Annotated in this window: 27 protein-coding genes and 1 tRNA gene; 11 read left to right on the top strand and 17 right to left on the bottom strand. The window is 72.6% G+C overall.

Features of this window, described 5'->3' with window-relative positions; translation table 11 throughout:
- Nucleotide 1 precedes the first annotated feature (1 nt).
- Nucleotides 2-1,066 (bottom strand): ABC transporter substrate-binding protein, encoded by a 1,065-nt coding sequence (locus ACZ7GX_RS34480; protein ID WP_498783012.1) that lies wholly within the window; start codon nt 1,064-1,066, stop codon nt 2-4.
- A 264-nt stretch (nt 1,067-1,330) separates the two neighbouring features.
- Here ACZ7GX_RS34480 and ACZ7GX_RS34475 point away from each other — a divergent pair, with 264 nt between their 5' ends.
- Nucleotides 1,331-2,227, top strand: coding sequence for a helix-turn-helix transcriptional regulator (locus tag ACZ7GX_RS34475; RefSeq protein ID WP_498783010.1), 897 nt, complete (start codon nt 1,331-1,333; stop codon nt 2,225-2,227).
- Between the two features lie 125 nt (nt 2,228-2,352).
- Complete coding sequence (locus ACZ7GX_RS34470) at nt 2,353-3,228, top strand: dioxygenase family protein (RefSeq protein ID WP_498783008.1); 876 nt, start codon at nt 2,353-2,355, stop codon at nt 3,226-3,228.
- Nucleotides 3,229-3,308: 80 nt separating this feature from the next.
- Here ACZ7GX_RS34470 and ACZ7GX_RS34465 read toward each other — a convergent pair whose 3' ends face one another.
- Nucleotides 3,309-3,461, bottom strand: a complete 153-nt coding sequence (locus tag ACZ7GX_RS34465; RefSeq protein WP_230566947.1) for a hypothetical protein — start codon at nt 3,459-3,461, stop codon at nt 3,309-3,311.
- 515 nt (nt 3,462-3,976) lie between these two features.
- On the opposite strand from ACZ7GX_RS34465, the gene ACZ7GX_RS34460 reads away from it, so the two are divergent.
- On the top strand, nt 3,977-4,177 hold the full coding sequence (locus tag ACZ7GX_RS34460) for a cold-shock protein (RefSeq protein ID WP_230566948.1): 201 nt from the start codon (nt 3,977-3,979) through the stop codon (nt 4,175-4,177).
- Between the two features lie 491 nt (nt 4,178-4,668).
- Nucleotides 4,669-4,845 (top strand): RGCVC family protein, encoded by a 177-nt coding sequence (locus ACZ7GX_RS34455; protein ID WP_498783005.1) that lies wholly within the window; start codon nt 4,669-4,671, stop codon nt 4,843-4,845.
- Between the two features lies 1 nt (nt 4,846).
- On the opposite strand, the gene ACZ7GX_RS34450 is transcribed toward ACZ7GX_RS34455, so the two are convergent.
- The 5 genes from ACZ7GX_RS34450 to ACZ7GX_RS34430 all read right to left on the bottom strand — a co-directional run bounded on the left by ACZ7GX_RS34450 (nt 4,847) and on the right by ACZ7GX_RS34430 (nt 8,141).
- Nucleotides 4,847-5,326 carry a YbaB/EbfC family nucleoid-associated protein gene (locus ACZ7GX_RS34450; RefSeq protein WP_498783003.1) on the bottom strand — a complete coding sequence of 160 codons (480 nt, stop codon included), beginning with the start codon at nt 5,324-5,326 and terminating at the stop codon, nt 4,847-4,849.
- On the bottom strand, nt 5,323-5,808 hold the full coding sequence (locus ACZ7GX_RS34445) for a hypothetical protein (protein WP_498783001.1): 486 nt from the start codon (nt 5,806-5,808) through the stop codon (nt 5,323-5,325). The genes ACZ7GX_RS34450 and ACZ7GX_RS34445 overlap by 4 nt, the downstream gene beginning before the upstream one ends.
- Before the next feature lie 23 nt (nt 5,809-5,831).
- Nucleotides 5,832-7,193 carry a putative T7SS-secreted protein gene (locus tag ACZ7GX_RS34440; protein WP_498782999.1) on the bottom strand — a complete coding sequence of 454 codons (1,362 nt, stop codon included), beginning with the start codon at nt 7,191-7,193 and terminating at the stop codon, nt 5,832-5,834.
- Entirely contained in the window at nt 7,193-7,492 is a 300-nt protein-coding gene (locus tag ACZ7GX_RS34435) for a WXG100 family type VII secretion target (protein WP_498782998.1), read from the bottom strand. Before ACZ7GX_RS34435 ends, ACZ7GX_RS34440 begins: the two co-directional genes overlap by 1 nt.
- Nucleotides 7,493-7,646: 154 nt before the next feature.
- Entirely contained in the window at nt 7,647-8,141 is a 495-nt protein-coding gene (locus tag ACZ7GX_RS34430; RefSeq protein WP_498782996.1) for an RrF2 family transcriptional regulator, read from the bottom strand.
- Between the two features lie 85 nt (nt 8,142-8,226).
- On the opposite strand from ACZ7GX_RS34430, the gene ACZ7GX_RS34425 reads away from it, so the two are divergent.
- Nucleotides 8,227-8,970: an SDR family oxidoreductase gene (locus ACZ7GX_RS34425; protein WP_498782994.1), complete on the top strand. Its 744-nt coding sequence runs from the start codon at nt 8,227-8,229 to the stop codon at nt 8,968-8,970.
- A 46-nt stretch (nt 8,971-9,016) separates the two neighbouring features.
- Here ACZ7GX_RS34425 and ACZ7GX_RS34420 read toward each other — a convergent pair whose 3' ends face one another.
- Entirely contained in the window at nt 9,017-11,173 is a 2,157-nt protein-coding gene (locus tag ACZ7GX_RS34420) for an MMPL family transporter (protein WP_498782992.1), read from the bottom strand.
- A 5-nt stretch (nt 11,174-11,178) separates the two neighbouring features.
- Nucleotides 11,179-11,748, bottom strand: a complete 570-nt coding sequence (locus ACZ7GX_RS34415) for a TetR/AcrR family transcriptional regulator (protein WP_498782991.1) — start codon at nt 11,746-11,748, stop codon at nt 11,179-11,181.
- Nucleotides 11,749-11,846: 98 nt separating this feature from the next.
- Between ACZ7GX_RS34415 and ACZ7GX_RS34410 the strand changes: the two genes are divergently transcribed.
- Nucleotides 11,847-12,167 (top strand): hypothetical protein, encoded by a 321-nt coding sequence (locus tag ACZ7GX_RS34410; protein WP_498782989.1) that lies wholly within the window; start codon nt 11,847-11,849, stop codon nt 12,165-12,167.
- A gap of 40 nt (nt 12,168-12,207) precedes the next feature.
- On the opposite strand, the gene ACZ7GX_RS34405 is transcribed toward ACZ7GX_RS34410, so the two are convergent.
- The 3 genes from ACZ7GX_RS34405 to ACZ7GX_RS34395 form a co-directional block, all read right to left on the bottom strand.
- Nucleotides 12,208-13,428, bottom strand: a complete 1,221-nt coding sequence (locus ACZ7GX_RS34405) for a vWA domain-containing protein (RefSeq protein ID WP_498782987.1) — start codon at nt 13,426-13,428, stop codon at nt 12,208-12,210.
- On the bottom strand, nt 13,425-14,654 hold the full coding sequence (locus tag ACZ7GX_RS34400; protein ID WP_498782985.1) for an AAA family ATPase: 1,230 nt from the start codon (nt 14,652-14,654) through the stop codon (nt 13,425-13,427). Before ACZ7GX_RS34400 ends, ACZ7GX_RS34405 begins: the two co-directional genes overlap by 4 nt.
- 68 nt (nt 14,655-14,722) lie before the next feature.
- A complete protein-coding gene (locus ACZ7GX_RS34395; protein WP_498782983.1) occupies nt 14,723-16,096 on the bottom strand; it encodes a hypothetical protein in 1,374 nt (457 codons plus the stop codon).
- Between the two features lie 181 nt (nt 16,097-16,277).
- Between ACZ7GX_RS34395 and ACZ7GX_RS34390 the strand changes: the two genes are divergently transcribed.
- Together ACZ7GX_RS34390 and ACZ7GX_RS34385 are read left to right on the top strand one after the other, a co-directional pair.
- The gene (locus ACZ7GX_RS34390; RefSeq protein WP_498782981.1) at nt 16,278-16,673 is read left to right on the top strand and encodes a VOC family protein; all 396 of its coding nucleotides are present in this window, start codon (nt 16,278-16,280) and stop codon (nt 16,671-16,673) included.
- A complete protein-coding gene (locus tag ACZ7GX_RS34385; RefSeq protein WP_498782979.1) occupies nt 16,670-17,551 on the top strand; it encodes a sigma-70 family RNA polymerase sigma factor in 882 nt (293 codons plus the stop codon). The genes ACZ7GX_RS34390 and ACZ7GX_RS34385 overlap by 4 nt, the downstream gene beginning before the upstream one ends.
- Before the next feature lie 319 nt (nt 17,552-17,870).
- Here ACZ7GX_RS34385 and ACZ7GX_RS34380 read toward each other — a convergent pair.
- A tRNA-Leu gene (locus tag ACZ7GX_RS34380) sits at nt 17,871-17,944 on the bottom strand.
- A gap of 68 nt (nt 17,945-18,012) precedes the next feature.
- On the bottom strand, nt 18,013-18,294 hold the full coding sequence (locus ACZ7GX_RS34375) for a metal-sensitive transcriptional regulator (protein WP_053722042.1): 282 nt from the start codon (nt 18,292-18,294) through the stop codon (nt 18,013-18,015).
- A gap of 273 nt (nt 18,295-18,567) precedes the next feature.
- On the opposite strand from ACZ7GX_RS34375, the gene ACZ7GX_RS34370 reads away from it, so the two are divergent.
- Nucleotides 18,568-18,909 carry a histone-like nucleoid-structuring protein Lsr2 gene (locus tag ACZ7GX_RS34370; RefSeq protein WP_015104119.1) on the top strand — a complete coding sequence of 114 codons (342 nt, stop codon included), beginning with the start codon at nt 18,568-18,570 and terminating at the stop codon, nt 18,907-18,909.
- 65 nt (nt 18,910-18,974) lie between these two features.
- Here the strand turns inward: ACZ7GX_RS34370 and pabB are convergent, their stop codons facing one another.
- The 3 genes from pabB to ACZ7GX_RS34355 all read right to left on the bottom strand — a co-directional run bounded on the left by pabB (nt 18,975) and on the right by ACZ7GX_RS34355 (nt 22,580).
- On the bottom strand, nt 18,975-20,999 hold the full coding sequence (pabB, locus tag ACZ7GX_RS34365; RefSeq protein WP_498782977.1) for an aminodeoxychorismate synthase component I: 2,025 nt from the start codon (nt 20,997-20,999) through the stop codon (nt 18,975-18,977).
- 139 nt (nt 21,000-21,138) lie between these two features.
- Nucleotides 21,139-22,080: a hypothetical protein gene (locus tag ACZ7GX_RS34360; protein WP_498782975.1), complete on the bottom strand. Its 942-nt coding sequence runs from the start codon at nt 22,078-22,080 to the stop codon at nt 21,139-21,141.
- Nucleotides 22,077-22,580 carry a SigE family RNA polymerase sigma factor gene (locus tag ACZ7GX_RS34355; RefSeq protein WP_498782973.1) on the bottom strand — a complete coding sequence of 168 codons (504 nt, stop codon included), beginning with the start codon at nt 22,578-22,580 and terminating at the stop codon, nt 22,077-22,079. Before ACZ7GX_RS34355 ends, ACZ7GX_RS34360 begins: the two co-directional genes overlap by 4 nt.
- A 118-nt stretch (nt 22,581-22,698) precedes the next feature.
- On the opposite strand from ACZ7GX_RS34355, the gene ACZ7GX_RS34350 reads away from it, so the two are divergent.
- Nucleotides 22,699-23,913 (top strand): metallophosphoesterase, encoded by a 1,215-nt coding sequence (locus ACZ7GX_RS34350; protein ID WP_498782971.1) that lies wholly within the window; start codon nt 22,699-22,701, stop codon nt 23,911-23,913.
- A 98-nt stretch (nt 23,914-24,011) separates the two neighbouring features.
- The gene (locus tag ACZ7GX_RS34345; RefSeq protein ID WP_498782969.1) at nt 24,012-25,196 is read left to right on the top strand and encodes a type III PLP-dependent enzyme; all 1,185 of its coding nucleotides are present in this window, start codon (nt 24,012-24,014) and stop codon (nt 25,194-25,196) included.
- Nucleotides 25,197-25,213: the final 17 nt, after the last annotated feature.

The raw sequence follows: 25,213 nt of genomic DNA, 5'->3' as shown, positions 1-25,213 counted from the left end.
GTCAGTACGCGTTCGCGAGCTTCTGGGCGGCGTTGGACCGGTCGTAGGAGTCGTCGGCGATGATCACGGCCGGCGGGATCTCCTCGCCGTCGGCGAAGTCCTGCAAGGTCTGGAACGCCAACGGGCCGAACCGGGGGTTCGACTCGATCACGGCGTCGTACCCGCCGTCGGCGACGAGCTGGACGGCGGTGAGCGTGCCGTCGATCGAGACGATCTTCACGTCCTGGCCCGGCGTGCGCCCCGCGGCCTTCAACGCGGTGACCGCGCCGATGCCCATCTCGTCGTTCTCCGCGTAGACGGCGGTGATGTCGGGGTTGCCCAGGATCAGCTGCTCCATCACGGCCTGGCCCTTGGAGCGGTCGAACTCGCCGGTCTGCTCGGCCACCACGGTGATGCCCGGCGTCTTGGCGATCTCGTCCTTGAAGCCCTTCGTGCGGTCGGTGGTGACGTTGTTGCCCGACGCGCCGAGCAGGATGGCCACCTTGCCGACGCCACCGGTCGCCGCGACCATCGCCCGGGCGGCGCGCTTGCCCTGCTCGACGAAGTCCGAGCCGATGAACGTCAGGTAGTCGGCGCACGGCTCGGCGGTCACCTTGCGGTCGATCGTGACCACCGGGACCTTCTTGGCCTTCGCCGCGTCCAGCGCGGGCTGGAGCCCGTCGGAGTTCAGCGGCGCGACGACCAGCAGCTGCGCGCCCCGGTCCAGCAGCGACTTGATGTCGCTGATCTGCTTGTTCAGGTCGCTCTGGGCGTTGGTGACGAGGAGCTTGTCGGCCGGGACGCCGAGCCTCGCGGCCTCCTCCTCGATCGACTTCGTCTCCGCGATGCGGAAGGGGTTGGTCTCCTTCTCGGACTGGGAGAACCCGATCACGGCGTCCTTGACGTCGATCTTCGGGTAGCCGATCCGCTCGCGGGCGCAGCCGGGGCCGCTCGCCTGGGAGGCGGCGGCCGAGGCGGCGGGACCGCCCGTGCCGCGGGTGGACGGTTCGGCTTCACGGCTGGTGCAGGAGGTCAGCAGGGCGGCGGTCGCGACCACCGCGACGCCGACGCGGGCAGGCAGGGACATTCGTGCGCTCCTCGATCCGGGTGTGAGTGAGCGGCGTCACTCTTCAAGGGCGGCTCCGTTTTACATCGTTGATACAACGTTGTAAAGGTTCGCCCCGCCAGCGCTGCGGAGCGCGATCGGACGGCGAACGGCCGACGCACCGCAGGCAAGCGCTTACCCAGGGCGACCGGACGACCTCGCCGCCGTCCCCCGCGCGCCCGGTCGTGCCATGGTGGTCGAGAGCGAGAATTGGTCTGGACCTTCACCGGAGAGGGGATCGGGACTATGCGCGGCACCACCGTGTTACCGGGAACGCCGTGCCGGGAGCCGCGCGAGGGCGAGTTGCCGCTGCACCGGCTGGAGGTGCCGGCGCCCAGCGCGCTCCCGTTCGCGGTCGGCACGTTCGACACCATCGGGCCGATGTCGCGCGCGCCGTTCCCGCACCGGCACACGTTCCACGAGATCGTGCACGTCACCGGCGGCACCGGCACGCACGTCGTCGACCTGGCCCGCTGGGAGCTGCGCCCGCCGCACCTGTGCGTGATCGCGCCCGGCCAGGTGCACCACTGGGACGACGCGCACGACCTGCAGGGCTCGGTGCTGCTGTTCACCGACGACTTCCTGCTCGACCACCCCGCCGACCGCGACCTGCTGCGCCGGCTCAGCGAACGGCCCTGGCTGACGCTGGACGAGCCCGCGCACGCCCGGATCGGCCGGCTCATCGGCGAGCTGCACGAGGAGTACCGGCACGGCGAAGCGGGCGCGGACACGGTGCTGCGGGCGTTGCTGCACGTGCTCGTCGTGCGCGCGGCCCGGCTGACCGCGACACCGGCCGCGCCGCCGCCCGCCCGACCCGGCGCGGTGGCGGAGGAGTTCGTCCGGCTGTCCGGCCGCACGGACCACCGGCTGTGGTCCGTGCGCGCGTACGCGGAGCGGATCGGCGTGACCCCCGGCTACCTGACCGAGGCGGTGAAGGCCGCGACCGGGCGGACGCCGTCGCAGCTGGTCCGCCAGGCGCGGACGCAGGAGGCGCAACGGCTGCTGGCCAAGACGGAGCTGAGCGTGCGGCAGGTGGCGAACCGGGTCGGCTTCGACGATCCCGCCTACTTCTGCCGCTTCTTCCGCCGGGAGACGGGCGCGAGCCCCGGGGCGTTCCGCCGCGCGGCAGGCCGTTCACAGTGAGCGCGAACGGCAACGGAGACCGCGAGGATCACCACGAACGGCGGCGCCAGTCCATCGTCCGCGGGTGAGCGGCGTCCGTAGGTTCGTGGTCGATCCCGAACCGAACGCCCCCACGAGGAGCAGGTATGGACGCATCCACGGACGGCGACCGCGGCACGACCGGGCAGCCCTCGGCCGACGAGTCGGACGCACGCCACCTCAGCCGCAAGACGGTGCTGCGCGCCGCGGTGGCCGCGGGGGTCGCGCTGCCGGTGGCGATGATGGGCGTGCCCGCGCTGGCCCGCACGGTCGGCACGAACGGCGAGCAGGTCGCGCTGACGCCGGAGTGCGACGACGGCGACGACCCGACGCCGCCGCAGACCGAGGGACCGTACTTCAAGCCGAACTCGCCGCGCCGCACGTCGCTGGTCGACGCGGGGACGCCCGGCACGAGGCTCACCGTCACCGGCTACGTGTTCGGCCTGGCGTGCCTGCCGCTGGGCAACGTGCTGATGGACTTCTGGCAGGCCGACGTCAACGGCGTGTACGACAACACCGGCTACCGGTTCCGCGGCCACCAGTTCACCAACCCGGACGGCACGTTCACGCTGAGCACGATCGTGCCCGGCCTCTACCCCGGCCGCACCAGGCACATCCACGTGAAGCTGCAGGCGCCCGACCGGCCCGTGCTCACCACCCAGCTGTACTTCCCGGGCGAGCCGCGCAACAACACCGACAGCATCTTCGACCCGCGGCTGCTGATGGAGGTGCGCACCGTCGGCGGCGGCCGTGAGGCGAAGTTCGACTTCGTGCTGAACGTGCCGCAGAGCACCACCACGCGGCCGACGACCACGACCACGACCCCGTCGTCACCGGGCGGCGGCACGTGGGCGGTGGGCACGAACTACGCGATCGGCGCGACCGTCACCTACAACGGCGTGGGGTACGTGTGCTTGCAGGGGCACCTCGCCCAGCCGGGCTGGGAACCGCCGAACGTGCCCGCGCTGTGGCGCGCGGAGTGAGTGCGGCCTGACGCCCGCGAAGGGAGCCCTCGGTGTGTGCGGATGACACCGGGGGTTCCCGCGCGGGTGGAGTGCCCTGGTCAGGCGGTGTTGCCGGTGCCCTGCGGCGGCACATCGGCCGGCTCGCGGAACAGGTCGGTGTAGGCGCGCTGCTCGTCGCGGCGCGGGCCGCTGGTGTCCTCGGGCCGGTCCGTGTCCGGGTGGCTGAACAGGTCGTGGTACGTGGATGACATGGGTTTCCGACTTTCTCCGCGTCCGATGCGTGCTCACGGTCGGCGATGCCGGTCCGGAGATCCCCGCACGGCGCGAGGGTGTTCGGGGTTCGAGAAGATAGAGAAACGCCCCGATGAGACCTACGGTACACGTCGCGGTGCCGTGACCGCCACAGCATTGGCGCGGGCGTGTCGGGCGCACCACCACGACGTCGGCTCCGACGACACGGCCGATCGGCGGATCGCACCCCGCACCCGTCTGTCCACAATGTACTAGCGATGCCCGTGACCCCTCCCACCCTCGAACGGGTGACTTGGGCCACCCGGGGAGGGTCCGGGGAACGAACCCGGCCCTCCCGTGGTTGTACGGGGTGGTCGTCAATCTTGTGTCCGTGTTTCCATCGAAGTCTCGCGGGAATGATGTTGCGGACGAAGTTCTTCCTTTGCCTTGCAGGACAAGCTGGAGAAGTCGTCGTCTGGAATCCGACCCGGAGCCCCGACCGGGGCGCCGCAGCCGGCACTGCCAAGGAGAGATCATGACTCAGGGAACCGTGAAGTGGTTCAACTCGGAGAAGGGCTTCGGCTTCCTCGCGCAGGAGGGCGGCCCGGACGTGTTCGTCCACTACTCCGAGATCGAGGGCAACGGCTACCGCAGCCTCGAGGAGAACCAGCGCGTCGAGTTCGACGTCAACCAGGGCCCCAAGGGTCCCCAGGCCGTCGGCGTCCGCGCCATCTGATCACTTCGCAGCCCGTTCGACTTGCTCCTACCAGCGGTGACGCCGGCGGAGACTCGAAACCCGGCGCCCCTCGGTCCAGTCCTGGGCCGAGGGGCGCCGGGCTTCTCCGCACCGGTCGCGCGGGACCCGGGCACCGGAGACCACCCGCGGATCGCCCGTCCGGTGTGATTTTCCGGCGCACCGAAGGAAATGCGTCGCTCCACAATGGAGCTCGGAGGCGTCGCCCGCGCAGGGCCCGAGCACGCGTTGGAGCGCTTCGAGCCCGAGCCGTAGCGGACGTTCATCGGCACGGTCGCCGCGCACGCCCACGGGTGCGCCATGGCGGGCCACTGGGACCAGGCCGTCCGGCCGACGGCCGATGCCGGCTCAGCGTGTACCTTTGGGTGCAGGCGGGAACCGTTCGAGCATCAGTCATGAGTTGCCGGTGTCCCGACCCATCTCGCACCGCCCGGAGATCGACGCGCTCCGCGGGTGCGGACAGGACAGATCCGATGAACCACGTCATGCCGACCACCGAGTCGACCGACGTCACCGAGACCGACGCCGCCGACACCCTTCAGTGCGCCGTGTGCCCGCACCCGTGGAAGTCCCACGACCGGATCGCGATGCGCTTCTGCACCGCGACCGTCAGCGAGAACCACCACCGGGGTTGCGTCTGCGGCTCCTGACTCACCAGGCGTCGCGGCTCCGGTAAGCGGGCTCCGGCTCCTCGTCCTCCACCGGCGCGACCCTCCGGATCACGCGGGGCGGCACGGTGGCGGGCGGTTCCTGCGGCGGCTCGTCGCCGAACACCCGCCGGTCCTCGGCGAGCACCCGGTCCAGCAGCGTGGTGTCGCCCAGCGCCGAGCGGACCACCTCGGCCTGCTTGCGCGCCGCGTCCGCGCGGGCCAGCGCGATCACGCGCAGGGTGGCGGACGACAGCGCCGCCGGGTCCGTCGTGCGCACGGCCGGGCCGAACGCGATCGACTTGACCGCGCCGTCCGACCCCGCGACCACGGTCACCACGCCGTCGTCGGACGTCGCCGTGCCGACCACGTCCCGCAGCCCTTCGGTCATGCGCTGGAACGACTCCGCGCGCAACCGGTTGTCGGCCGCGGCGGTGTCGATGGCCTCGATGCGCCGCAGCAGGATGTCGGCGGACTCCGTCACCGGGATGCCCCCTCGTCCGGTCGGATGGTCTTGAGGAACGCCTGGAAGTCGCCGACCAGGTCCTCGAACTGGCCGGGCGTCGCGCTGAGCACGATCTCCAGCACCGCGCGCCTGCGCTCGTCGCGCACGTCCGCCATCGCCAGGAACACCTGCAGCTGCACCAGGTCCACCGAGCGGTCACCGACGGGCGCGGTCAGCCGCAGCACCTGCGTGTAGGCGGACTCCAGCTCGTTGCGCCGCCCCACCTCCACCTCGCCGACGTCGCGGCGCAGCCTCGCCGCGGTCTGGTCGGCGATCTGCGCCAGCGTCGCGTCGTCGGCCCGGACCTCGCCGCTGATGGTGATGTTCGCGGTGAACCCCGCGCTGGAACCGGGGTGCAGCGCGACGAACGCCGCCTGCGAGGCGCCAACCTCGTCGGGCGGCGCCGAGAGCCACCCGTCGGGCAGCGAGAACTCGATCGGCACCGGAAGGGTGGTGGCCATGCCTGGTGTCCTCCTGGGATAGCTCATCGGCCGAACAGGCGGCCGATCGCGCGGCCGGCGTTCTCCACGCCGCGGCCGACGTCCTTGGCGACCTCGCCGACGTCGTCCGCGACGTCGACCACCGTCTCCACGACCTCGACCGGGTCGACGGTGACGTCGAAACCGACCTTGCCACCCACGCCGAACGCGAGCCCCACCGACCCTCCGATGTGGAACTTGCCGTCCTCGCCCATGCCGAACTGCCCGCTCGCGTGCCCGCCGACACCGGCCCAGGCCTCGCCGTTCACGCCCGCGCCGATGCCGGCGACCTCGGCGCCCGCCTCACCGGACACCTTCGCGCCCGCGAAGGCCTCCGCGTTGCCCTTCGCACCGAGGATCCCGATGGAGCCCTTGGCCTCCGCGGCGGCGCCGATCGTGCCCTCGGCGCTGCCCGAGACGCTCGCGTGCTGCCCGACCTTGATCTCGCCGTCGGCGTACCCGCTGGCCAGGTACGCGCCCGCGTGCGCGCCGACCGACACGCCCGCGTAGCTCGCGGTGGCGGTGTACCCGGCGTCCGCGCCGAGCACGGAGCCGCCGATCCGGCCCTGGCCCGTGACCGGGCCCGCGTGGAAGTCGCCGTCCTTCTCGCCGTGCTTGACGTCGACGTGCTTGTCGTCGCCCCACTCGCGCTCGTGCAGGTCGATGCCGATCTTCTCGGCGATCTCGCCGAGCGCGTCGGTGAGCAGGCGCTTGGACTCGCTGCCGGACTTGCTCTCGTACGAGCGCCCGTTGACGCCGTACTGCCAGCCGCCGGTGTCCTCGCCCTCCTCGTCGGTCTCGCGGTGCGCCGCGCCGTACTTCTCCTTGCCGAACGTCTTCTTGTAGCCGCCCTTGCCGTCGGACTCCCAGCCGAGCGCCTTCGCGACCACGTCGCCGATGCCGGACAGGCCCTTGCGGGCGTCGTCGAGCACCTTCTGGGCCTCCGACGCGCCCGCCTGGCCCGGGTCCTGGAACGGCGCGGTCTGCCCGCCGGAGAGCGCCGCGGCGGCGTGCTCGGCGGCGGCCAGCCGGGTCGCCGCCTGCGCCGCCAGGTGCAGCTCGACGGCGCGTTGCGCCTCGCGCTGGCTCGCGACCAGCGCGTCGCCGTAGTCGGCCAGCAGCTGCCCGCCGCCGCCGAGGTCCTCGCCCGCCCGGAGCCACCGGGGCGGTTCGGCCCGGAAGGCCGACCGGAACGCGTCGCCCGCGCCGCCGCTCCAGCCGCCGGGGTCGATCCGGCCGAGGTCCTCGCCCACGGCCACGACCAGCCGCAACGTGCCCACGAGCTGCCGCAGGTCGCCGGTGATCAGCTCGGGCTCACCGGGGACGAGCGCCTTGGGGTCGGTCGTCTCGCCGAGTCGTGCCGCCATCAGGACACCGGCCCTTCCGGGTTGAGCCGGCCGAAGACGTCTGCGCGCGCGTCGTCGACGTCCGCATAGGACGATGCCGCCGCGCGCAGCCCGATGGAGTGCTCGTCGGCCTCCCGGCGCAGCCGCTCCACGTAGGCGCGCATCTCCTCGATGAACAGCTCCCACGCGCCGGCGACCCCGGCGTGCCCGTACTCACCGCTCGGCCCGCACCACACCATGCCCGCGGTTCTGTCGCCGACGTCACCGATCTGCCCGGCCGCCCGCCGCAGCTCCTCGGGCACCGCACCGAACCCACTCATGTCCGCCCACCAGTCCACTCGACACCGCGCCGTCAGACGGCGCCGGCGCGTCGGCCGTTCCCAGGGGTACAGCTATATCGGCAGGCGCAGTGCGCGCGCAGACGTTTGGCCGAATCGGGTTCGTGCCGCGGGGCCTCCGGGGCGCGTCAGGGCCTCACGGCGTGCGGCGGAGCGCGGCAGCCGTGGCCGCCATGAGCGACCGGGTGCGGGCGACGGCCGTCGGCGGCAACTCGGCGACGACGTCGGCCAACGACTCCGCGGCGAGCGTGCGCCGCCACGCGTCGTGCGCGGTGGCCATCTTCGCGGCGAGCAGGCACGCGTTGCGGCAGTCCTCGGCGGGCAGCGCGCCCCGGCCACGCTGCCGGATCTCCTGGCACTCGTACGGGGAGGACGCGCCGTCCACGGCCTCCACCACGTGCAGCAGCGTGATCTCCGAGGCGGGCCTGGCCAGCCGGAAGCCACCGCGCGGACCGGTCGTCGCGGTCAGCACACCCGCCTTGACCAGCCCCTGCAACTGCTTGGCGAGGTAGGGCGCGGGCAGGTCGTAGTACGCCGCGAGCTGGGCCGCCGACGCGGTGGTCCCCGGTTCGAGCTGCGCCAGCGTCGTCGCGCAGTGCAGGACCCACTCCGTGCTCACAGGCAGCTTCACACGGGCCAGTCTATCCAAGATATTGCGGATCTGTTTAGTCCGAGATAGGTTCGGGGCACAGCCCAGCAGCAGCGGAAGGATCGTCATGCGGATCGCAGTCGCCGGCGCGACCGGCAACATCGGCTCCCTCACCGTCGCCAACCTCGAGCGCGACGGGCACGAGGTCGTGCGCATCAGCCGGTCGCACGGCGTGGACCTGTCGACCGGCGACGGGCTCGACGCGGCGCTGGCCGGCGTCGACGCGGTGGTGGACGCGGTCAACGTGCCGTCGGCGGACCGCGCCGAGACCGTGGGCCTGTTCGGCGCGATGACCCGGAACCTGCTCGCGGCCGAGGCGCGGGCCGGCGTCCGGCACCACGTGCTGCTGTCGATCGTGGGCATCGCGGACATCGAGGGCAACGTGCACTACGCGGGCAAGCGCGAGCAGGAACGCCTGGTCGAGGCGAGCCCCGTGCCGTGGACGATCGTGCCGGCCACGCAGTTCCACGACTTCGCCGAGATGGTCGCGGGCTGGACCGAGCGGGACGGCGTCGCCACCATCGCGCCGCTGCTGGTGCAGCCGATCGCGCCGCAGGACGTGGCCGACGTCCTCGCCGAGCTCGCCGTCGGCGAGCCGCAGGGGCGCTACGCGGACGTCGCCGGCCCCGAGACGCAGGACCTGGTCGACATGGCACGGCGCACGCACCAGGCGCGTGGCCGGGACGTGCGCCTCGTGCCGACGTGGTCGGGCGTGTTCGGGCCGGAGATGGCCGGGAACGCGCTGCTGCCCGGCGAGCGCGCCCGGATCGCGCCGACCACGTTCGACGAGTGGCTCGCGAAGTCGGTGTGAACCCCAGCGGGTCCGGCGCCGGTGCTCGACGCCGGACCCGTCGAGGTCAGCGGGTGGCGTCGACGAGCTCCTTGCGGTCCTCCTCCAGCGCGGCGCCCTCCACGTCGAGGGTCGGCAGGCGGCTCAGCCACTTGGGCAGCCACCACGCCTTCTCGCCCAGCAGGGCCAGCGCGGCGGGCACGAGGACCATCCGGACCACGAACGCGTCGAACAGGATGCCGATGGCCAGGGCGAACGCGATGGACTTCATCGGGCCCTCGCCCGCGGGCACGAAGCCCGCGAACACCGAGAACATGATCAGCGCGGCGGCCACGACCACGGGCGCGGCCTGGCGGAAGCCGGTGCCGATCGCGGCCAGCGGCGCCTTGCCGTGGTGGTGCGCCTCGTGCATCCGGGACACCAGGAAGATCTGGTAGTCCATCGCCAGGCCGAACAGGATGCCCACCATCAGGATCGGGGTGAGGCTGAGCAGCGGGCCGGTGCCGTCGAGGTTGACCGCGTCGGCCAGCCAGCCCCACTGGAACACCGCGACCGTCGCGCCGAGCGACGCGCCGATGGTGAGCAGGAAGCCCAGCACGCCGACCAGCGGCACCAGGATCGACCGGAACACCAGCACCAGCAGCACCAGCGCGAGGCCGACGACCAGCGCCAGGTAGACCGGCATGGCCTCGTCCAGGGCGACGGCCACGTCCACGCTCACCGCGGTGGCGCCGGTGACGTAGGTGGTCGCGCCGTCCACGTCGGCCAGCCGTTCGCGCAGGTCGGTGACCAGCTGCTCGGTGGCCTGCGTGGCCGGGCCGGACTTCGGGATCACGGTGAGCATCGCGGCCGTGCCGTCGGCGTTCGGCGTCGGCGGCGTGACCAGCGCGATGTCCCCCGCGCCCTGGATGGTCGCGACGGCGGCCGAGGCGGTGGCGGCGGCGCCGTCGCCCTCGAACAGCACGACCAGCGGGCCGTTGAAGCCCTCGCCGAAGCCCTCGGCGAGCAGCCGTTCCGCGCGGGCCTGGCTCGACTCGGCGGCCGGCGCCGCGACCAGGGTCGTCTCCATCGACAGCACGGGCACGGCGACCGCGCCCAGGCCCACGACCGCCAGCAGCAGCGCCACGACCCGGTTGCGGGTGACCGCGCCGATCCAGCCGTGGAAGAAGCCGCGCTCGGGCGCGTCCGCGGCGGGCTCGGCGGGCGCGTCGCGCTCCTTGCGCGGCAGCACGCGGCGGCCGAGGTAGCCGAGCACGGCGGGCACCAGCGTGACGGCGACGAGCACCGCGACCACGATCGTCAACGCGGCGGCGACGCCCATCTGGGTCAGGAACGGGATGCCGACCACGGCCAGGCCCGCCAGCGCGATGACCACGGTCAGACCGGCGGTCACGACGGCGGAGCCCGCGGTGCCGACGGCCGTGCCGATCGCGTCGCCCACGTCCCGGCCCCGGCGCAGCTCCTGCCGGTAGCGGTTGATGATGAACAGGGCGTAGTCGATGCCGACCGCCAGGCCGAGCATCGCGGCCAGGATCGGGGTGGTGGACTGCAGGTCCATGAAGCCGGTGGCGATGGTGACGCCCAGCGCCCCGATGCCGACGCCCACGGAGGCGGTCAGCAGGTTCATGCCGGCCAGCACGAGCGAGCCGTAGGTGACGGCCAGGACCAGCAGCGCGATGACCACGCCGATGACCTCCGCCGGACCGCCGACGTGCGGCGGGGCCTGCGTGGCCTCACCGGTGGCCTCCACGGTCAGCCCGGTCACCTCGCGCGTGGCGTCGAAGAGCGCGGTGCGCTGCTCCTCGGTGACCTCGCCGACCTGGGCCTCGTAGGTGACCGTGCTGTAGGCGACGTCCTGGTCCGCGTTCACGGTCGGCGCACGCGGGTCGAGCGGGTTGCTCGCGGACGTCACGCCGGGCAGCGCGGACAGCTCCCGCACCAGCCCGGCGAGCTTCGCGGCGTTCTCGGGCGAGGTGACCTGCTGCCCGTCCGGAGCCCGCACGACGACCCGCGCGGTCGCGCCGCCGCCCGTGCCGAACTCGTCGGAGATCTTGTCCAGCGCGGTGGTCGACTCCTGCCCCGGGATGGAGAAGGAGCCGGAGGTCGTGCCGGCCAGCGTGACCGCGCCGAACGCCGTGCCGCCGAGCACGAGCAGCCACAGCAGGACGACGACCAGGCGGCGCCGGTGCGCGCCGAAGCCGAGTCGGTAGAGCAGACGTGCCATGGGAGTCAGGCCTCCGGGTGGGATGGGTCTCGGTGCCCGAGCGCGTCGAGGCAGGTGGCGATGATGTGCGGCCGCCACGCGGTCTTCTCGCCCGTGTGGTTGGCGGCCAGGCTGAGCACGGCCAGGGCGCTGAGCATGCCGATCACGCGGACCAGCCGTGCCGTGTCGCGCGTGTCCTGCTCGACGCCGAACACCGCGAACACGTGCTGGGACAGGGCATCCAAGTCGCCCTCCACGTCCTCGGCGCCCAGCAGGCTGATCGCGCGGGACTCCAGCGCGATCAGGCCGGGCCGGTCCAGGGCGAAGTCGACCAGCAGCTCCACCGCCCGCCGGTCCCGCGCCGGACCGGCCGGCGCCTGCGCGGCCTGCGCGAACAGCTCCCCGCTGTGCGTGCGCCCGACGTCCCGCGCGGCGTCGAACAGCGCCTGCTTGCTCGGGTAGTGGTGCAGCAGGCCGGCCTTCGACAACCCGACCGCGTCGGCCAGGTCCTTCACCGACGTGTGGTCGAACCCGTGCCGGGCGAACAGACCGGCCACGCGGTCCAGCAACTGGTCCTCGGTCAGCGCGCGTGCCATACCTCCCACGGTACGTACTTACCGACCGATCCGGTCGGTAAGCCGACCGATCCGGTAGGTGGCTTCCGTCACCCCGCGCCCGGGGCAGGATCTGCACCGTGAGCGAACCGGACCGGCTCTCATTGCTGTGGGAGCAACACCTGCGCGCGACGTTCCCGCCGCACCTCCGCGGTCGAGACGTCGCCGGCGAGGACGTGGTGATGCTGGACGCGGACATCGCGGGCTGCGTCTCTTCGGCGTTGTCGGGACACCTCGACGAACGGCGTCACCGGGTCCTGGTGAGGTGCCTCGGGGCCGTCGAGAAGGTCCTGCCGTCGATCGGCGAGGACGGCGGCGCACGCGAGTACCTCGAACGCCTGCGGGAGATGGCCGAGTCGGCGATCCGGCCCGGTGACGCCGAGACCGCGCCGGATCGGTGATCGCAACCGGCCGTGCGGTGGCGCTCCTGCCCACGTGGGATCAACCGATCGCGACCACCCGCGCCCACGCCGGTGGCGAGTCCGGCACGTAGTCGGGATCGTCCTCGCGCGGTCGAGGCGGTCGGGAGAACAGGCCCACGACCGTCCGGCACGGTGGACGGGCGCCGGGCCAGGGCGTCTGCCCGTCGGTCAGGGCCACGACGACGTCGGGGCGGGGGCTGCCGCGCAACGCCTTGGCGAAGCCGCTGCGCAGGTCCGTGCCGCCACCGCCCACCAGCGGGATCCCCTCGGCACGGCACAGCGGGTGCGTGACGTGGGCGGCGGCGTCGCACGACAGCACCGAGACGAGGTCGCGCCGGCCGCCCACCGCGCGGACGATCGCGGCGATCTCGACGATCGCGCTGCCCAACTCGTCGTCGCTCACCGACCCGGAGGTGTCGACGATCACGCAGACGCGAGGCGGCCGCCGCCGCAGGCTCGGCAGCACGACCCCGGGCAGGCCGGCCGACCTGCGCGAGGGCCGACCGTAGGTGTAGTCCTCACCCACACCCGGCCCGGACACCGCCGAGCGGACCGCCGCGCCCAGCAGGTCGCGCCACGGCTGCGGCGGGTGGAACACCTCCTGCGCCCACCGTCGCCAGCCCTTCGGCGCGTTGCCCGGCCGGGCGGTGAGGCCCTGCGCCACCCGGAACCGGATGGCATCGCACTCCTGCGCGGTGAGCCCGTCGGCGCCGTCCGGCCCCACGTCCCACTCCCGCTCCAGCCCGTCGGCGCCGCTGCCGCAGTCCAGCCAGCCGTACCGGTCGGTGTGCGGCCCGAGCCGGAACTGGCGCAGGTAGTCCTCCATCAACTGCCCCTCGGGCAACCTGAGCATGGCCGGCTCGACGGCGCCCGCCGGCTTCGCCAACCCCTCGCCGAACACGTCGTCGTTGATCTCGCAGTCCGCGGCGATGTTCATCCGCAACCGCTCCCCCGGCCCGGTCAGCCCGTGCTCGGCCGCGAACCGGTCGCCGCGCCCGTGGTGGTCGCGCAGCAGGTGGGCGACCTCGTGCACCCAGACCCCGGCCAACTCCTCCAACGGGGTGCGGTCCACGAACGCCGGCGAGACGTAGCAGCGCCAGTGCCGGTCCACCGCCATCGTCGGCACTCGCCGCGACCGCACCACGTGCAACGCGAACAACGCCGTCGCCAGGTACGGCCGGCTGCGGACCGCGTGCACCCGGGCGGCGAAGAGCTTCTCCTCATCCAGGCTCGGCGTCATCGGCGGGCACCCGCGCCGACGACCGCCGCTGCCCGGTCCGCCCGCCGCGACAGCGACACCACACCGACCAGCCGCTCGATCGCCGCCGGCACCTGCCAGTCCTCGCGGCGCAGCGCGGCCAGCGTGGACGCCGGCACGACCACCAGGTCCGGCGCGCCGGTCTCCAAGGCCAGCACCAGCAACGACCACGCGGCGTCCCAACGGGACCGATCCGGCCGCCTGCGCACCGCCTCCACCACGCCGTCGAGCACCGTCTGGCGCAGGTCGCCGCGCTCGGGCAGCACGGCCGCCGCCGGATCCGCGAGCAGCGCCTCGGGATCCGGCAGGTCCATCCGGTCCAGGCTCGCCAACAGCTCCAGGCCCGGCCCGTCGCCCACGGTGGCCCGCACCAGCATCGACAGCACCTCCCGGGAGGCGTCCGCCGCCGTGGCGAAGGCGATCAGCCGCAGCGCCATCTCCCAACTGCGCGGCGACGGCCACGCACCGCCGCGGCCCGCTTCGCTCTTCGGCAGCTGGTGCACCAAACCGGGACGTGCGGCCAGGAGTCCGCACACCGCCCGTCGGGCGAACGCCACGGCCTCGGCCAGCCGTCCCGGGTCCAGCCGCGGCAGCGACGCTCGCGGCCACGTCCCACCCAGCCCGCGCACCACGACCTCGTGGTCGTGGGCCCACCGCAGGTGGACGAACCGGTTGGCCAGCGGTGGACTGAGCTCCCAGCCGTCGGCCGCGGAGGAACGGGGGTTGGCGGCGGCCACGATCCGGACACCGGGCGGGAGCCGCAGCGCGCCGATCCGGCGTTCGAGCACCACGCGCAGCAACGCGGCCTGGACCGCGGGCGGCGCGGTGGACAGCTCGTCGAGGAACAAGAGCCCTCGCCCCGCCCGGACCAGGCGCACGGCCCAGTCGGGCGGGGCCATCGGGACTCCTTGCACGGCCGGGTCGTCACCGACCACAGGCAGCCCGGAGAAGTCCGAGGGCTCGTGCACGCTGGCGATCACCGTGGTCAGCGGCAGGTCCAGCGCGTCGGCGAGCTGGTTCAGCGCCGCGGTCTTGCCGATGCCCGGCTCGCCCCACAGCAGCACGGGCAGGTCGGCGGACACGGCCAGGGTCAGGGCTTCCAGCTGGATGTCGGGACGCGGCTCAGTGGTCGTGTCCTGGAGCAGGGCGAGCAGGGCGGCGGCGGCGTCCATGGGTCGGACGTGGGCCGCTTCAACGGAAGTGGGCATGTCGGATCACCTTTGGGGTCGAGTCGAAGGGGGCCGTGGTCGGCCGGTGGGTGGAGCCGGGTGCGAGGTCAGCGACTGATCGCGTGGCGCGGGTGGGACCGGACGTCGCGGCGGCGGGCGTCCTTGACGACCGGCGCACGCCCGGCGCCGGCGAGTCCGGCCCGGAACAGCCCGTGCGCCACCCGACGACGCGCCGCCGTCTCCAGCTCGTCGCGCAACGCACCGCTGCGGAGCAGCACCTCCGGGCCCAGCAGGCGTTCGACGATCGCGAGGGCGCCGGCGGTGTCGCCGTGGTCCAGCCGGGCGCGAACGTCCACAAGGGATTCCGGGCGCCGGTGCACGTCGTCGATCACCCGCAGGCACGGCAACGGCGTGCCGCCCAACGCGACCAGCAGCTCCTCGCGGCGGATCTCGTCGGGGTCGTGGTCCAGCGGGACGAGCACCCCGTCCACCACGCCGATGCGGTGCGTGGCGCCGCGGCACTCGACCAGGCGTGCGTGCTCCGGGCCGTCGGGGCTCGGTGACGGACGGGAGGGCCGGTGATCGGGCAGGAGTGCCGACGCGACAAGGGGGTGCAGCCGGTCGGCGTCGATCAACCCCGTCCGGAGCAGCTCCAGGTCGGGTAGCACCCGGGTCGCGGCGTCGGGCAGGACCGGCCACGCACGGCCGCGACCTCTCGGCGGAGCCACCGTGATCCCCGCGCCCGGGTCCAGCACCAGCCGGCGCCGGGTGTCGAGCCGCACGGTGACGACGCCGTCCGCACGTCCGTCCGCACGTCCGTCCGCGCGGAGCAGCAACGCCGCCTCCGCCGGCCACCGGTCGACGGCGAAGCCGCTCAGCTCCGCCGCCATCCCGTCCGGGATCACCGGTGGCGCGGGATCACGGCCGGTGGGCCGTTGCCCGGACCGCTCCCCCAGCTCACCGGCCCTGCGCACGTCCCACAGGTGGCGGTGCAGGTCGAGGCGGAACCGCCGGTCGGGCCGGGGGTGGGGGTGCAGGCCGGCCCCGTCCCCCGGTCGGGACGGCGCCCACAGCGCAAGGCTGATCCGCTGGCCGGCACCGGCCCAGGACGGCGGGGTGCGCGCGACGAGGTGCAGCTCGCCGCCGCTGTCGGCCGTCGCGGGATAACGGGCCAGGGCAACGGTGAGGCCGGGCCGCAGCAGGCCGTCCGGGGCGATCCTCGGGAAGTGCCAGCGCAGCAGGTCGGGAGCCAGGTGACGGAGGTCGGCGCGGACCCGGGCCGCGAGGAGCCGGCCGTGGGCGCGACCCGCGGTTCTCAGGTCCAGGTCCACGTCGACGCGTGCGGCGGCGCAGGCGCCGGCCCAGTCGCCCACCAGTCGGCGGGCGGTCGCTGACTCGATCATCGGCGGCGGCACGGCGAACTCGCGCACGTGCGCCCAGAAGAAGAGGCGGTCGTCCTCGTTCGCGGTCAAGGGGAGCATCAGCACTCACCTTGCGCGAAGAGAACCTCCGATCCGTTCACGTAGGTAACCATCGCCGCGAGCGTACCAGGATCGACAACGGGCGGACCCGGTTCTGTTACCTCTTCCCGCCGGCTCCCGTCATACCGGCGACGACCGGGTGCACCCACCGGTCGTCGGACCCGAGTGGACGGAGAGCAGGATGCTGACCAACCTCATGTACGTGACGGTCTACGTCACCGACCAGGACCGCGCGCTGGAGTTCTACACCGAGGGGCTCGGCTTGGCGAAGCACGTCGACTACCCCGGCCCGGACGGGCGCTTCCTCACCGTGGGCGCACCCGGCAGTCCGGTCAAGATCATCCTGTGGCCGCACGCGCCGGCCGCGGGGCACCCCGCCGAGCCGGGCGCCGCGCCCGGTCCGCTCATCCTCGAGTCGGACGACCTGAGGGCGGACTTCGAGGTGTTCCGCCGGCGGGGCGTGACGTTCGTCGAGCCCGAACCGGTGGACTACCCGTTCGGCGTGCGCGTCGAGGCGGTGGATCCCGACGGCAACCGGATCTCGTTGCGCCAGCAGCCCCGCGGAACCGGGAAGTGACCGACCCCGGCCGGCGGGACCCGGTGGCCGAGGCGTTCGAGGGGCAGCGGGACCGGTTGCGCGCGATCGCCCACCGGGTGCTCGGATCGCACGCCGACGCCGAGGACGTGGTGCAGGAGGCCTGGCTGCGGCTCTCCCGCCAGGACGCGGCGGCCATCGGGAACCTGGCGGGCTGGCTGACCACGGTGGTCGGCCGGATCAGCCTGGACGTCCTGCGCGCGCGCCGGGCCCGTCCCGAGGCGTCCTACGACAGCGGGCCGCCCGAGCTCGTGGTGACGGCCGACGACGGCGGCGGCGCGCCGGAGGACGACGTGGCGCTGGCCGACTCGGTGGGGCTCGCGCTGCTCGTCGTGCTGGAGTCGCTGCGGCCGAACGAGCGGCTGGCGTTCGTGCTGCACGACCTGTTCGCGGTGCCGTTCGACGAGATCGGCCGGATCCTCGGCAAGTCGACCGACGCCACCAAGATGCTCGCCAGCCGCGCCCGCGGGAAGGTGCGGGCGACCGGCCGGCCGGCGGGCGTCGGGCGGGAGCAGCGGGAAGTCGTCCAAGCCTTCCTGGCGGCCGCTCGCGACGGCGACTTCGAAGGGCTGCTGCGCGTCCTCGACCCCGAGGTGCGGCTGACCGCCGACACCCCCGACGGCCAGGTCGTCGTCCTCGGCGCCACCAAGGTCGCCACCGGCGCCCGACTGTCCGCCGGCGCGGCCGGCCACGGTCGGGCAGTGCTCGTCAACGGCCGCCCAGGCCTGCTGTCCTGGCACGACGACGGCACCCCTCTGGCCGTCATGGCCTTCACCGTCGTCGGCGGCCGGATCGCCGAGATCACGATCGTGACCGACCCGGCCAAGCTCGCGTCGACGACCCTGCCGAAGCCACCGTGAGGGCGGGCGTGTTCCAGCGCGGCCCGGCCTCGACCCGAACACACCCGCCGCATACCCCGCGCAGTCGCCGCAGGAACTCAACGGTCAGCCGAGCATTACCACGCGGTTAGCGGACAGGTTCGAGACAGCGCGTCTACAAAGGACTCGTCCGCCTTGCACGCCTCCACCGAGGCGGACCGACAACCGCCGACCAAACGACCCGGCTCTGACCCCTGAGGACGCACCCACCCCGACACCCGACGAACCGGCCAGCCGGAACAAGATCGGCCCCTGACCCGAAGAGCACGGGTCAGGGGCCGAGCCAGGTGAAGTGCGAATGTGCCCCCGGTGCGACTCGAACGCACACTGGACGGATTTTGAGTCCGCTGCCTCTGCCGATTGGGCTACGGGGGCCGGCGGGAGCACTGTACTCGATCAGGTTGCCCGGCCGCCGTACGGGGTGGCGGCCGGGCGCGTGGCGGTCAGGAGCGGACCAGGCGGGTGATCGCGGCGGAGGCTTCGGCGATCTTCTCCTCCGCCACCTCGCCCCCCTCGGCCACGGCCTGCGCCACGCAGTGCTTCAGGTGCTCGTCGAGCAGACCCAAGGAGACCGCCTGCAACGCCTTCGTCGCGGCGGAGATCTGGGTCAGCACGTCGATGCAGTACTCGTCGTTCTCGACCATCCGCTGGAGGCCGCGGACCTGCCCCTCGATGCGGCGCAATCGCTTGAGGTACGCGTCCTTGTCCGCCGTGTAACCGAGCATCGCTCCCGACCTTCCCTACCCTGGGCGGGTATCCGAGTCCAGGATAGGCCACTCGACCGGGTGTGACCGGCACCACGGGGTGACGGCTCGCGGGCCGCACATTTCGGCTCCGTGCGGTTTGTGTCGCGAAATGACCCGTCCGGGGGCATCACTCACATTTTCACCGCGAAAGGTTAGGCGATATTCCTCTCGTGCACTATGGTGTCGACCTAAGCGTGTGGCGCAGAACTAGTCGAGGGCAGCACGCGCTATGCGAGCACACACGGAGGAACAGTGGCACAGCAGACCGTCGTCCAACTCATCGACGACCTCGACGGCAGCGAAGCCGCCGAGACCGTGACCTTCGCGCTGGACGGTGTGGAGTACTCCATCGACCTCTCCAAGGACAATGCGGACAAGCTCCGCGAGTCCCTGGCCGACTTCGTCGCCAAGGCGCGCCGCGCAGGTGGCCGCAAGCAGCGCAAGGGCACCGGCAAGAGCACGGTAAAGGCTGGTGACAAGGCGCAGGCCCAGGCCATTCGGGACTGGGCACGCGCGCAGGGCCACCAGATCTCCGACCGGGGCCGCATTCCCCAGGGTCTGGTCGTGCAGTTCCAGGAAGCCCACGCTTCCTGAGCCACGTCGTTTTCCCCTGCGGCGGACCACCCCTGCCGCAGGGGAAAACAGCAGGTCAGGGGCGCTCAGGCCGGCGAGGTGCGCCCCGGGAACTCCACGCCGGCCAGGCTGAGCAGGGCGGTCGCCTTGACCGCGGTCTCCTCGAATTCCTCCGCGGGGTCGGACAGCGCGATGACCGCGCCCCCGACCCCGAAACTCACCTTGTCCCGGTCCACGACCAGCGTCCTGATGACGATGCTGAAGTCGGCCGTTCCGGAGAGTGAGAAGTAACCGAGCGCCCCGGAGTAGACACCCCGGGGCCCGGCTTCCAGCCCGTCGATGATCTGCATTGTCCGGATCTTGGGCGCGCCCGTCATGGACCCGCCGGGGAACGCCGCCCTAACCACCCGCGCGGCGGAACTACCGGAACGCAGCCGAGCCCGAACGGTGCTGACGAGCTGGTGCACTGTCGCGTAGCTCTCCACCTCGAAGATCCTGGGCACCTCGACGCTGCCGACTTCCGCGCAATGACCCAGATCATTGCGGACCAAGTCCACGATCATGAGGTTCTCGGCGCGGTCCTTCGCGCTGGCAGCCAAGGCCCTGCGCAAAGCCCCGTCCTCGGCGGCGGTCGCCCCGCGGGGGCGCGTGCCCTTGATTGGCTCGGATTCGACGACACCCTGTCGGTCGACCCGGATGAACCGCTCGGGTGAAGTGCTGAGCACGGAGAGCGCACCGAAACGGAGCAACGCCCCGAACGGCGCGGGGCTTTCCGCGCGCAGGAACCGGTAGGCGTCCCACGGGTCGACCGGCCCGCGCCACGTCACCGTGTTCGTCAAACACACCTCATAGGTCTCGCCCGCCGTGATGGCCTCCTGGCAAGCCGCCACCAGCTTCAAGTAGTGCGAACGGCCGTGTCGCGGCTGCACCGAGTCGGCGCGGGCCGGGCGCGGCGGGGCCGCCGGCGGCGCGGTGAACCGACGCAGGAAATCGGCCGTTCGGCCCAACCACCCGTCCTCGTCGGACAACGCCAACAGGTAGACGCACCGGGAATCGTGGTCGAAAACCAGCGCCCGGTCGGCGAACACGAATGCCGCGTCCGGCTGCTCCGAACGGTGCGCCGCCGCACCGCCGCATTCCGCCTTGAGCTCGTACCCGAGGTAGCCCACCCAGCCGAGCGCGAACTCGAACGGCACGTCCGGCGGCGCCACCCGCCACGCCGCCAGGTCGGCCTCCAGCCAGTCGAAGAACGGCCCGGGACGCGTCACCCCGTCCACCGTCACCTCGCCGGTCCACACGTCGTACGTCGCCACGCGCGCCAGCGGCCCGGACGCGTCGCCCATCACGGAGAACCGGCCACGCTCCCCGACGAGGCTGCTGTCCAGCCAGAACGCGTCGTGCGACGACCCGTACAGGGCCGCGTGGACGTCCTCGGGCGACGGGTGCACGTCCACCCGTCGCACGAGCACCTCACGGGCCGCCTCACGGGCCCGAACGGGAGGCGCGGGGAGCTCGGGGAGCGCCGGCACGACGGCGGCGGCGTCGGTCAGGTCGCGGAAGTTGGCCAGCAGCTGGTGGCCGTGCGACGTGCACACCGACTCGGGGTGGAACTGCACGCCCCAGGCGGGCCGCGACCGGTGCCGCACGCCCATCAGCACGTCGTCGGACGACGCCCAGGCGATCGGCTCCAGCGACGGCGGCAGGTCCGACACGGCCAGCGAGTGGTAGCGCACGACGGGCAGCGGCGACGGCAGGCCGGCGAACACGTCCACCCCCGTGTGCCGCACGTGGTCCACCACGCCGTGCCTCGGCGTGACCAAGCCCACGGACGCACCGTGCGCGAGGCACAGCCCTTGGTGACCCAGGCAGACACCCAGAAGGGGGATGTCGGCGTGCTCGATCACCGCCCGGCACAGGCCGAAGTCGGCGGCGCGCTGCGGCCGGCCCGGTCCGGGCGAGATCACCACGTTGTCGAACCGCCGCAGGTCGGACAGCCGGAACCGCGGGTCGTCGTTGGTGATGACGACCGGTTCCCGCCCGTTCACCTGAGCCAGGTACTGGAAGAGGTTGAACGTGAACGAGTCGTAGTTGTCGATGAGCAGCGTCCGCATGGCAAACAGCACGGTACCTGCACGAACACCCGGACGGAGTACCCACGGACGAGGGACGGGACGACACCGGGAGACGACCCAGGACGCCGAAGAGGCCGGGCGCGTCGTGGCGCCCGGCCTCCCCGTCCCCGGCGGTGGCTCAGTCCAGGTGGAACTTCGGGTCCGCGGCGATCGCCGCGAGCTGCGCGCCCGTCAACGCCGGCCGGGACAGCGCCGGGTGACCGGACTCCAGGTACTCGCTCGAGTACGCGACGGTCACCAGCGTGCCGTCCGGGTGCCGGTAGAACGCCCCGGCGTCCATCGTGTTGCCGCCCGCGTCCGGGTCGGCGCCGGTGACGACGCCGACCTTCTTGCCGCCGACGTCGATCACCTCGCACGTCCCGCCGGTGACCGGGTACGGGTACTTGGTCGCCGCCTCGCACCCGACGAGGTCGCCGAGCCGGGTGTTGCCCTTGGTCTCGACCTCGATGGACAGCTCGCCCACGCCCGCCTCACCGGTGATCACGACCGGTGTGCGCGCCTCGTAGTCCCAGACCTCCAGGTCGCCGACGTACTCGGCGAACTGCGCCTGGCGCCAGGTCATGGGGCCGTAGTCGGCGAACCCGATCCGGGTTCGGTCCTCGGCCTTCACGCCGGGCGGCAGCGACGAGGCCAGGTCGTTGAGCAGCTTGGCGCCCTTGTCGGCGCGCGGCCCGCTGGTCGAGGTCCGGTCGCTCTGCCCGTTCGGCCACCGGGTGCTCGTGTCCGACGGCGGCGGTGACCCGCTGGGCGGCATCACGGTCACCGACGGCGACTCGGACGGCGGCCGGTCGGTCGGGGTGACCCGCGGCCCGGACTCCGACGGCTGCCCTCCCGCCACCTGGACGACGTCGCCACCACCGCCGGTCAGGGTCGGCACCAGCACGGCGCCGACCGCGATGGCCACCACCGCGAGGCCCGCGACCGCGCCGCCCCAGGTGGCCTTCCGCCGGCGCTGGGCACGTCGACCGCCCTCCAGCGCGGCCTCGGGGCTCATGGGCGGCGGCGGGCTGCTCGCCACCATCACTTCCTGCAACGCGCTCTTCAGCTCGTGCTCGTTCATCGCACCTTTTCTCCCTGCTGGGGGGTGATCAGGCCGCGCAGCGTCTGCAGCCCCCGCGCGGCCTGGCTCTTCACCGTTCCTTCGGAGCAGTCCAACGCCCTGGCGGTCTCCTCGACCGACAGGTCTTCCCAGTACCGCAGCACGAGCACGGCGCGCTGCCTCGGCGGCACCTGGGCCAGCGCCGCCAGCAGCACCAGCCGGTCCTCCGCCGAGCCGCGCGCGACGGCCGCCACGTCGGCGGTCGTCTCGCTCACCCGTTCCTTGCGGAACCAGCCCCGGCGCAGGTCGGACACGAACGTCCGGACGAGCGTCTGCCGGGTGTAGGCGTCGAGTGCCTCGTGCCGGTTGATCCGGCGCCACGCCACGTAGAGCTTGGCGAACGTGGCCTGGACCAGGTCCTCGGCACGGTGCCAGTCGCCGCACAGCAGGTACGCCGTGCCGCGCATGGCCTCGGACCGCGCCGCGAAGTACTCGGCGAACGCGGCGTCCCGATCACTCATCTGTCCTCCCCCGTGCTGCGGTACGAGGTAATCACGCTCACGGGCGGCCACGGGGTTGCATCCCCGCTCCGGGATTCGTGGAAACTGGACTCACCACCACTGGGGAGGCCCGGCCTTGATGTTCTTCGTGCTGTTCGCGGTCGTGATGGGCGTCGCCCACTACTACATCTGGACGCGTGCCGTGCGGGCCACGACCCGACCCGGGCGCGGCCGTCGGATCGGCACCGGGGTGGTGCTCTTCCTCTACGTGCTGGTGATGACGGCGCTGTCGGTGGCCGGGATCGGCGGGTCGGGGTTCGCCGTGGTCCTGGCCTGGCCGGGGTTCATCTGGCTGGCGTGCGCGTTCTACTTCGCGGTGATCCTGGCCGTGCTGGAGATCCCCCGGCTGGTCCTGAACCGCGCGATGCGAGAGCACGAGGTGCCGGCCGCGGTCGGCGCGCCGACCGCGGAGGTGGAGGCGCCCGGGGCCACGCTCGCCGGGCAGCCGGCCGACCCGGGCCGACGGCTGTTCATCGCCCGGTCGCTCGCCGTCGCGGGCGGCGTGGCCACGGTCGGCGTCGTCGGCTTCGGCACCACGCAGGCACTGGGCGACCCCGTGGTCAAGCGGGTGCCGGTGACCCTGGGCAAGCTCGACCAGCGGCTGTCGGGCTACCGGATCGCGGTGGTGAGCGACATCCACCTGGGGCCGCTGCTCGGCCGCGAGCACACCGAGCGGATCGTGCGCATGATCAACGAGCAGCAGGTGGACCTGGTCGCCATCGTCGGCGACCTGGTCGACGGCACGGTGGCCGAGCTGGGCGAGGCGGCGGCTCCGCTGCGCGACCTCGTGAGCACGCACGGCAGCTTCTTCGTCACCGGCAACCACGAGTACTACTCGGGCGTGGAGCCGTGGGTGGCGGAGCTGGAGCGGCTCGGGGTGAACCCGCTGCGCAACGAGCGGCTGCGGATCGAGCGGGCCGGCGCGTCGTTCGACCTCGCGGGCGTCAACGACGTCACCGGCAAGAACGTCCAGGACGGTCCCGACTACGCCCGCGCGCTGGACGGCCGCGACACGTCCACGCCGGTCGTGCTGATGGCGCACCAGCCGGTGCAGGTCCACGAGGCCGCCAAGCACGGGGTGGACCTGCAGCTGTCCGGGCACACGCACGGCGGGCAGATGTTCCCGTTCCACCTCGCGGTGGGCTTGCAGCAGCCGGTGCGCAGCGGGCTGGAGACCGTCGACGGCACGCAGGTCTACACCAGCAACGGGGCCGGGTTCTGGGGTCCGCCGGTGCGCGTGGGCGCGGCGCCCGACATCTCCATCGTGGAGCTGCGTCACAAGTTCGCCGGCTGATAGCGCTTTTTTCGCCTTCACCACCTAGAGTGGACCGCCGTGCCCGAACACGGTCGGACCGTGCCTGATCACGGTCGCGAAGGGGGACCCCTAGCGAGATGACGACGAGCTTTGCCGACGAACGGCTTCACGAGGCAATGGCTCGTATTCGTCGTTTCCTGGACCACGACCGCCCCGACACGCCCTGCCTCGTCATCGACCTGCCGACGGTGCGGGACCGGTTCACGGCGATCCGCGCGGCGCTGCCGCGGGTGGGGATCTTCTACGCGGTCAAGGCGAACCCGACGCCCGAGGTGGTCGAGCTGCTGGCCGCCGAGGGGTCCAGCTTCGACGTCGCCAGCCCCGCCGAGATCGACCTGTGCCTGGCGCGGGGCGCCGCGCCGGAGGCCGTCTCCTACAGCAACCCGATCAAGAAGGCGCGCGACATCGCCTACGCCTACGGGCGCGGTGTGCGACTCTTCGTGTCCGACAGCGAGCAGGACGTGCGCGCGCTGGCCGAGCACGCGCCCGGCTCGTCCGTGCTGCTGCGGATCTTGGTCGACAGCAACGGTTCCACCTACCCGTTCGGCAAGAAGTTCGGCTGTTCGCCCGAGATGGCGACGGATCTCCTGCGGTTGGCCGCCGAACTCGGACTCGTTCCGCTCGGCGTGGCCTTCCACGCGGGGTCGCAGCAGCTCGACCCGAACGGCTGGGACGGCGCGATCGCCGACGCCGCCGTCGTCATCGGGAAGCTGCGCGCCGAGGGGCTCTCGCCGACCACGGTCAACCTCGGCGGCGGCCTGCCCGCGGGCTACCTGACGCAGCCGCCGCCGCTGGCCGAGTACGCCGCGGCCATCACCGCGTCGATCGCCCGCCACTTCGGCGCCTTCGCGCCCGAGGTGATGATCGAGCCGGGACGCGCTATCGTGGCGGAGTCCGGTGTGATCCGCTCCGAAGTGGTGCTGGTGTCCCGGAAGTCCTATTCGGACGAACGGCGCTGGGTCTTCCTCGACATCGGCCGCTACGGCGGCCTCGCCGAGACCGAGGGCGAGGCCATCGCGTACCCGTTGGCCACCAGCCGCGAGGGCGTGCCGCAGACCGGGGCGCCCGTCGGCCCCGTCGTGCTGGCGGGTCCCACGTGCGACGCGGACGACGTGCTGTACCAGAACACGTGCTACGAGCTGCCGCTGGAACTGCGCGCGGGCGACCACGTCGACCTGCTCGGCGCGGGCGCCTACACGGCCAGCTACTCGTCGGTGGCGTTCAACGGCTTCCCGCCGTTGGCCACCCACTGCGTGCGATGAGCGCGCCCCCGCCTGTC

It is taken from the genome of Actinosynnema sp. NPDC037264, assembly GCF_055603705.1.
The sequence above is the reverse complement of the archived record's forward strand: the minus strand, read 5'-3'. Positions and strand labels throughout refer to the sequence as shown.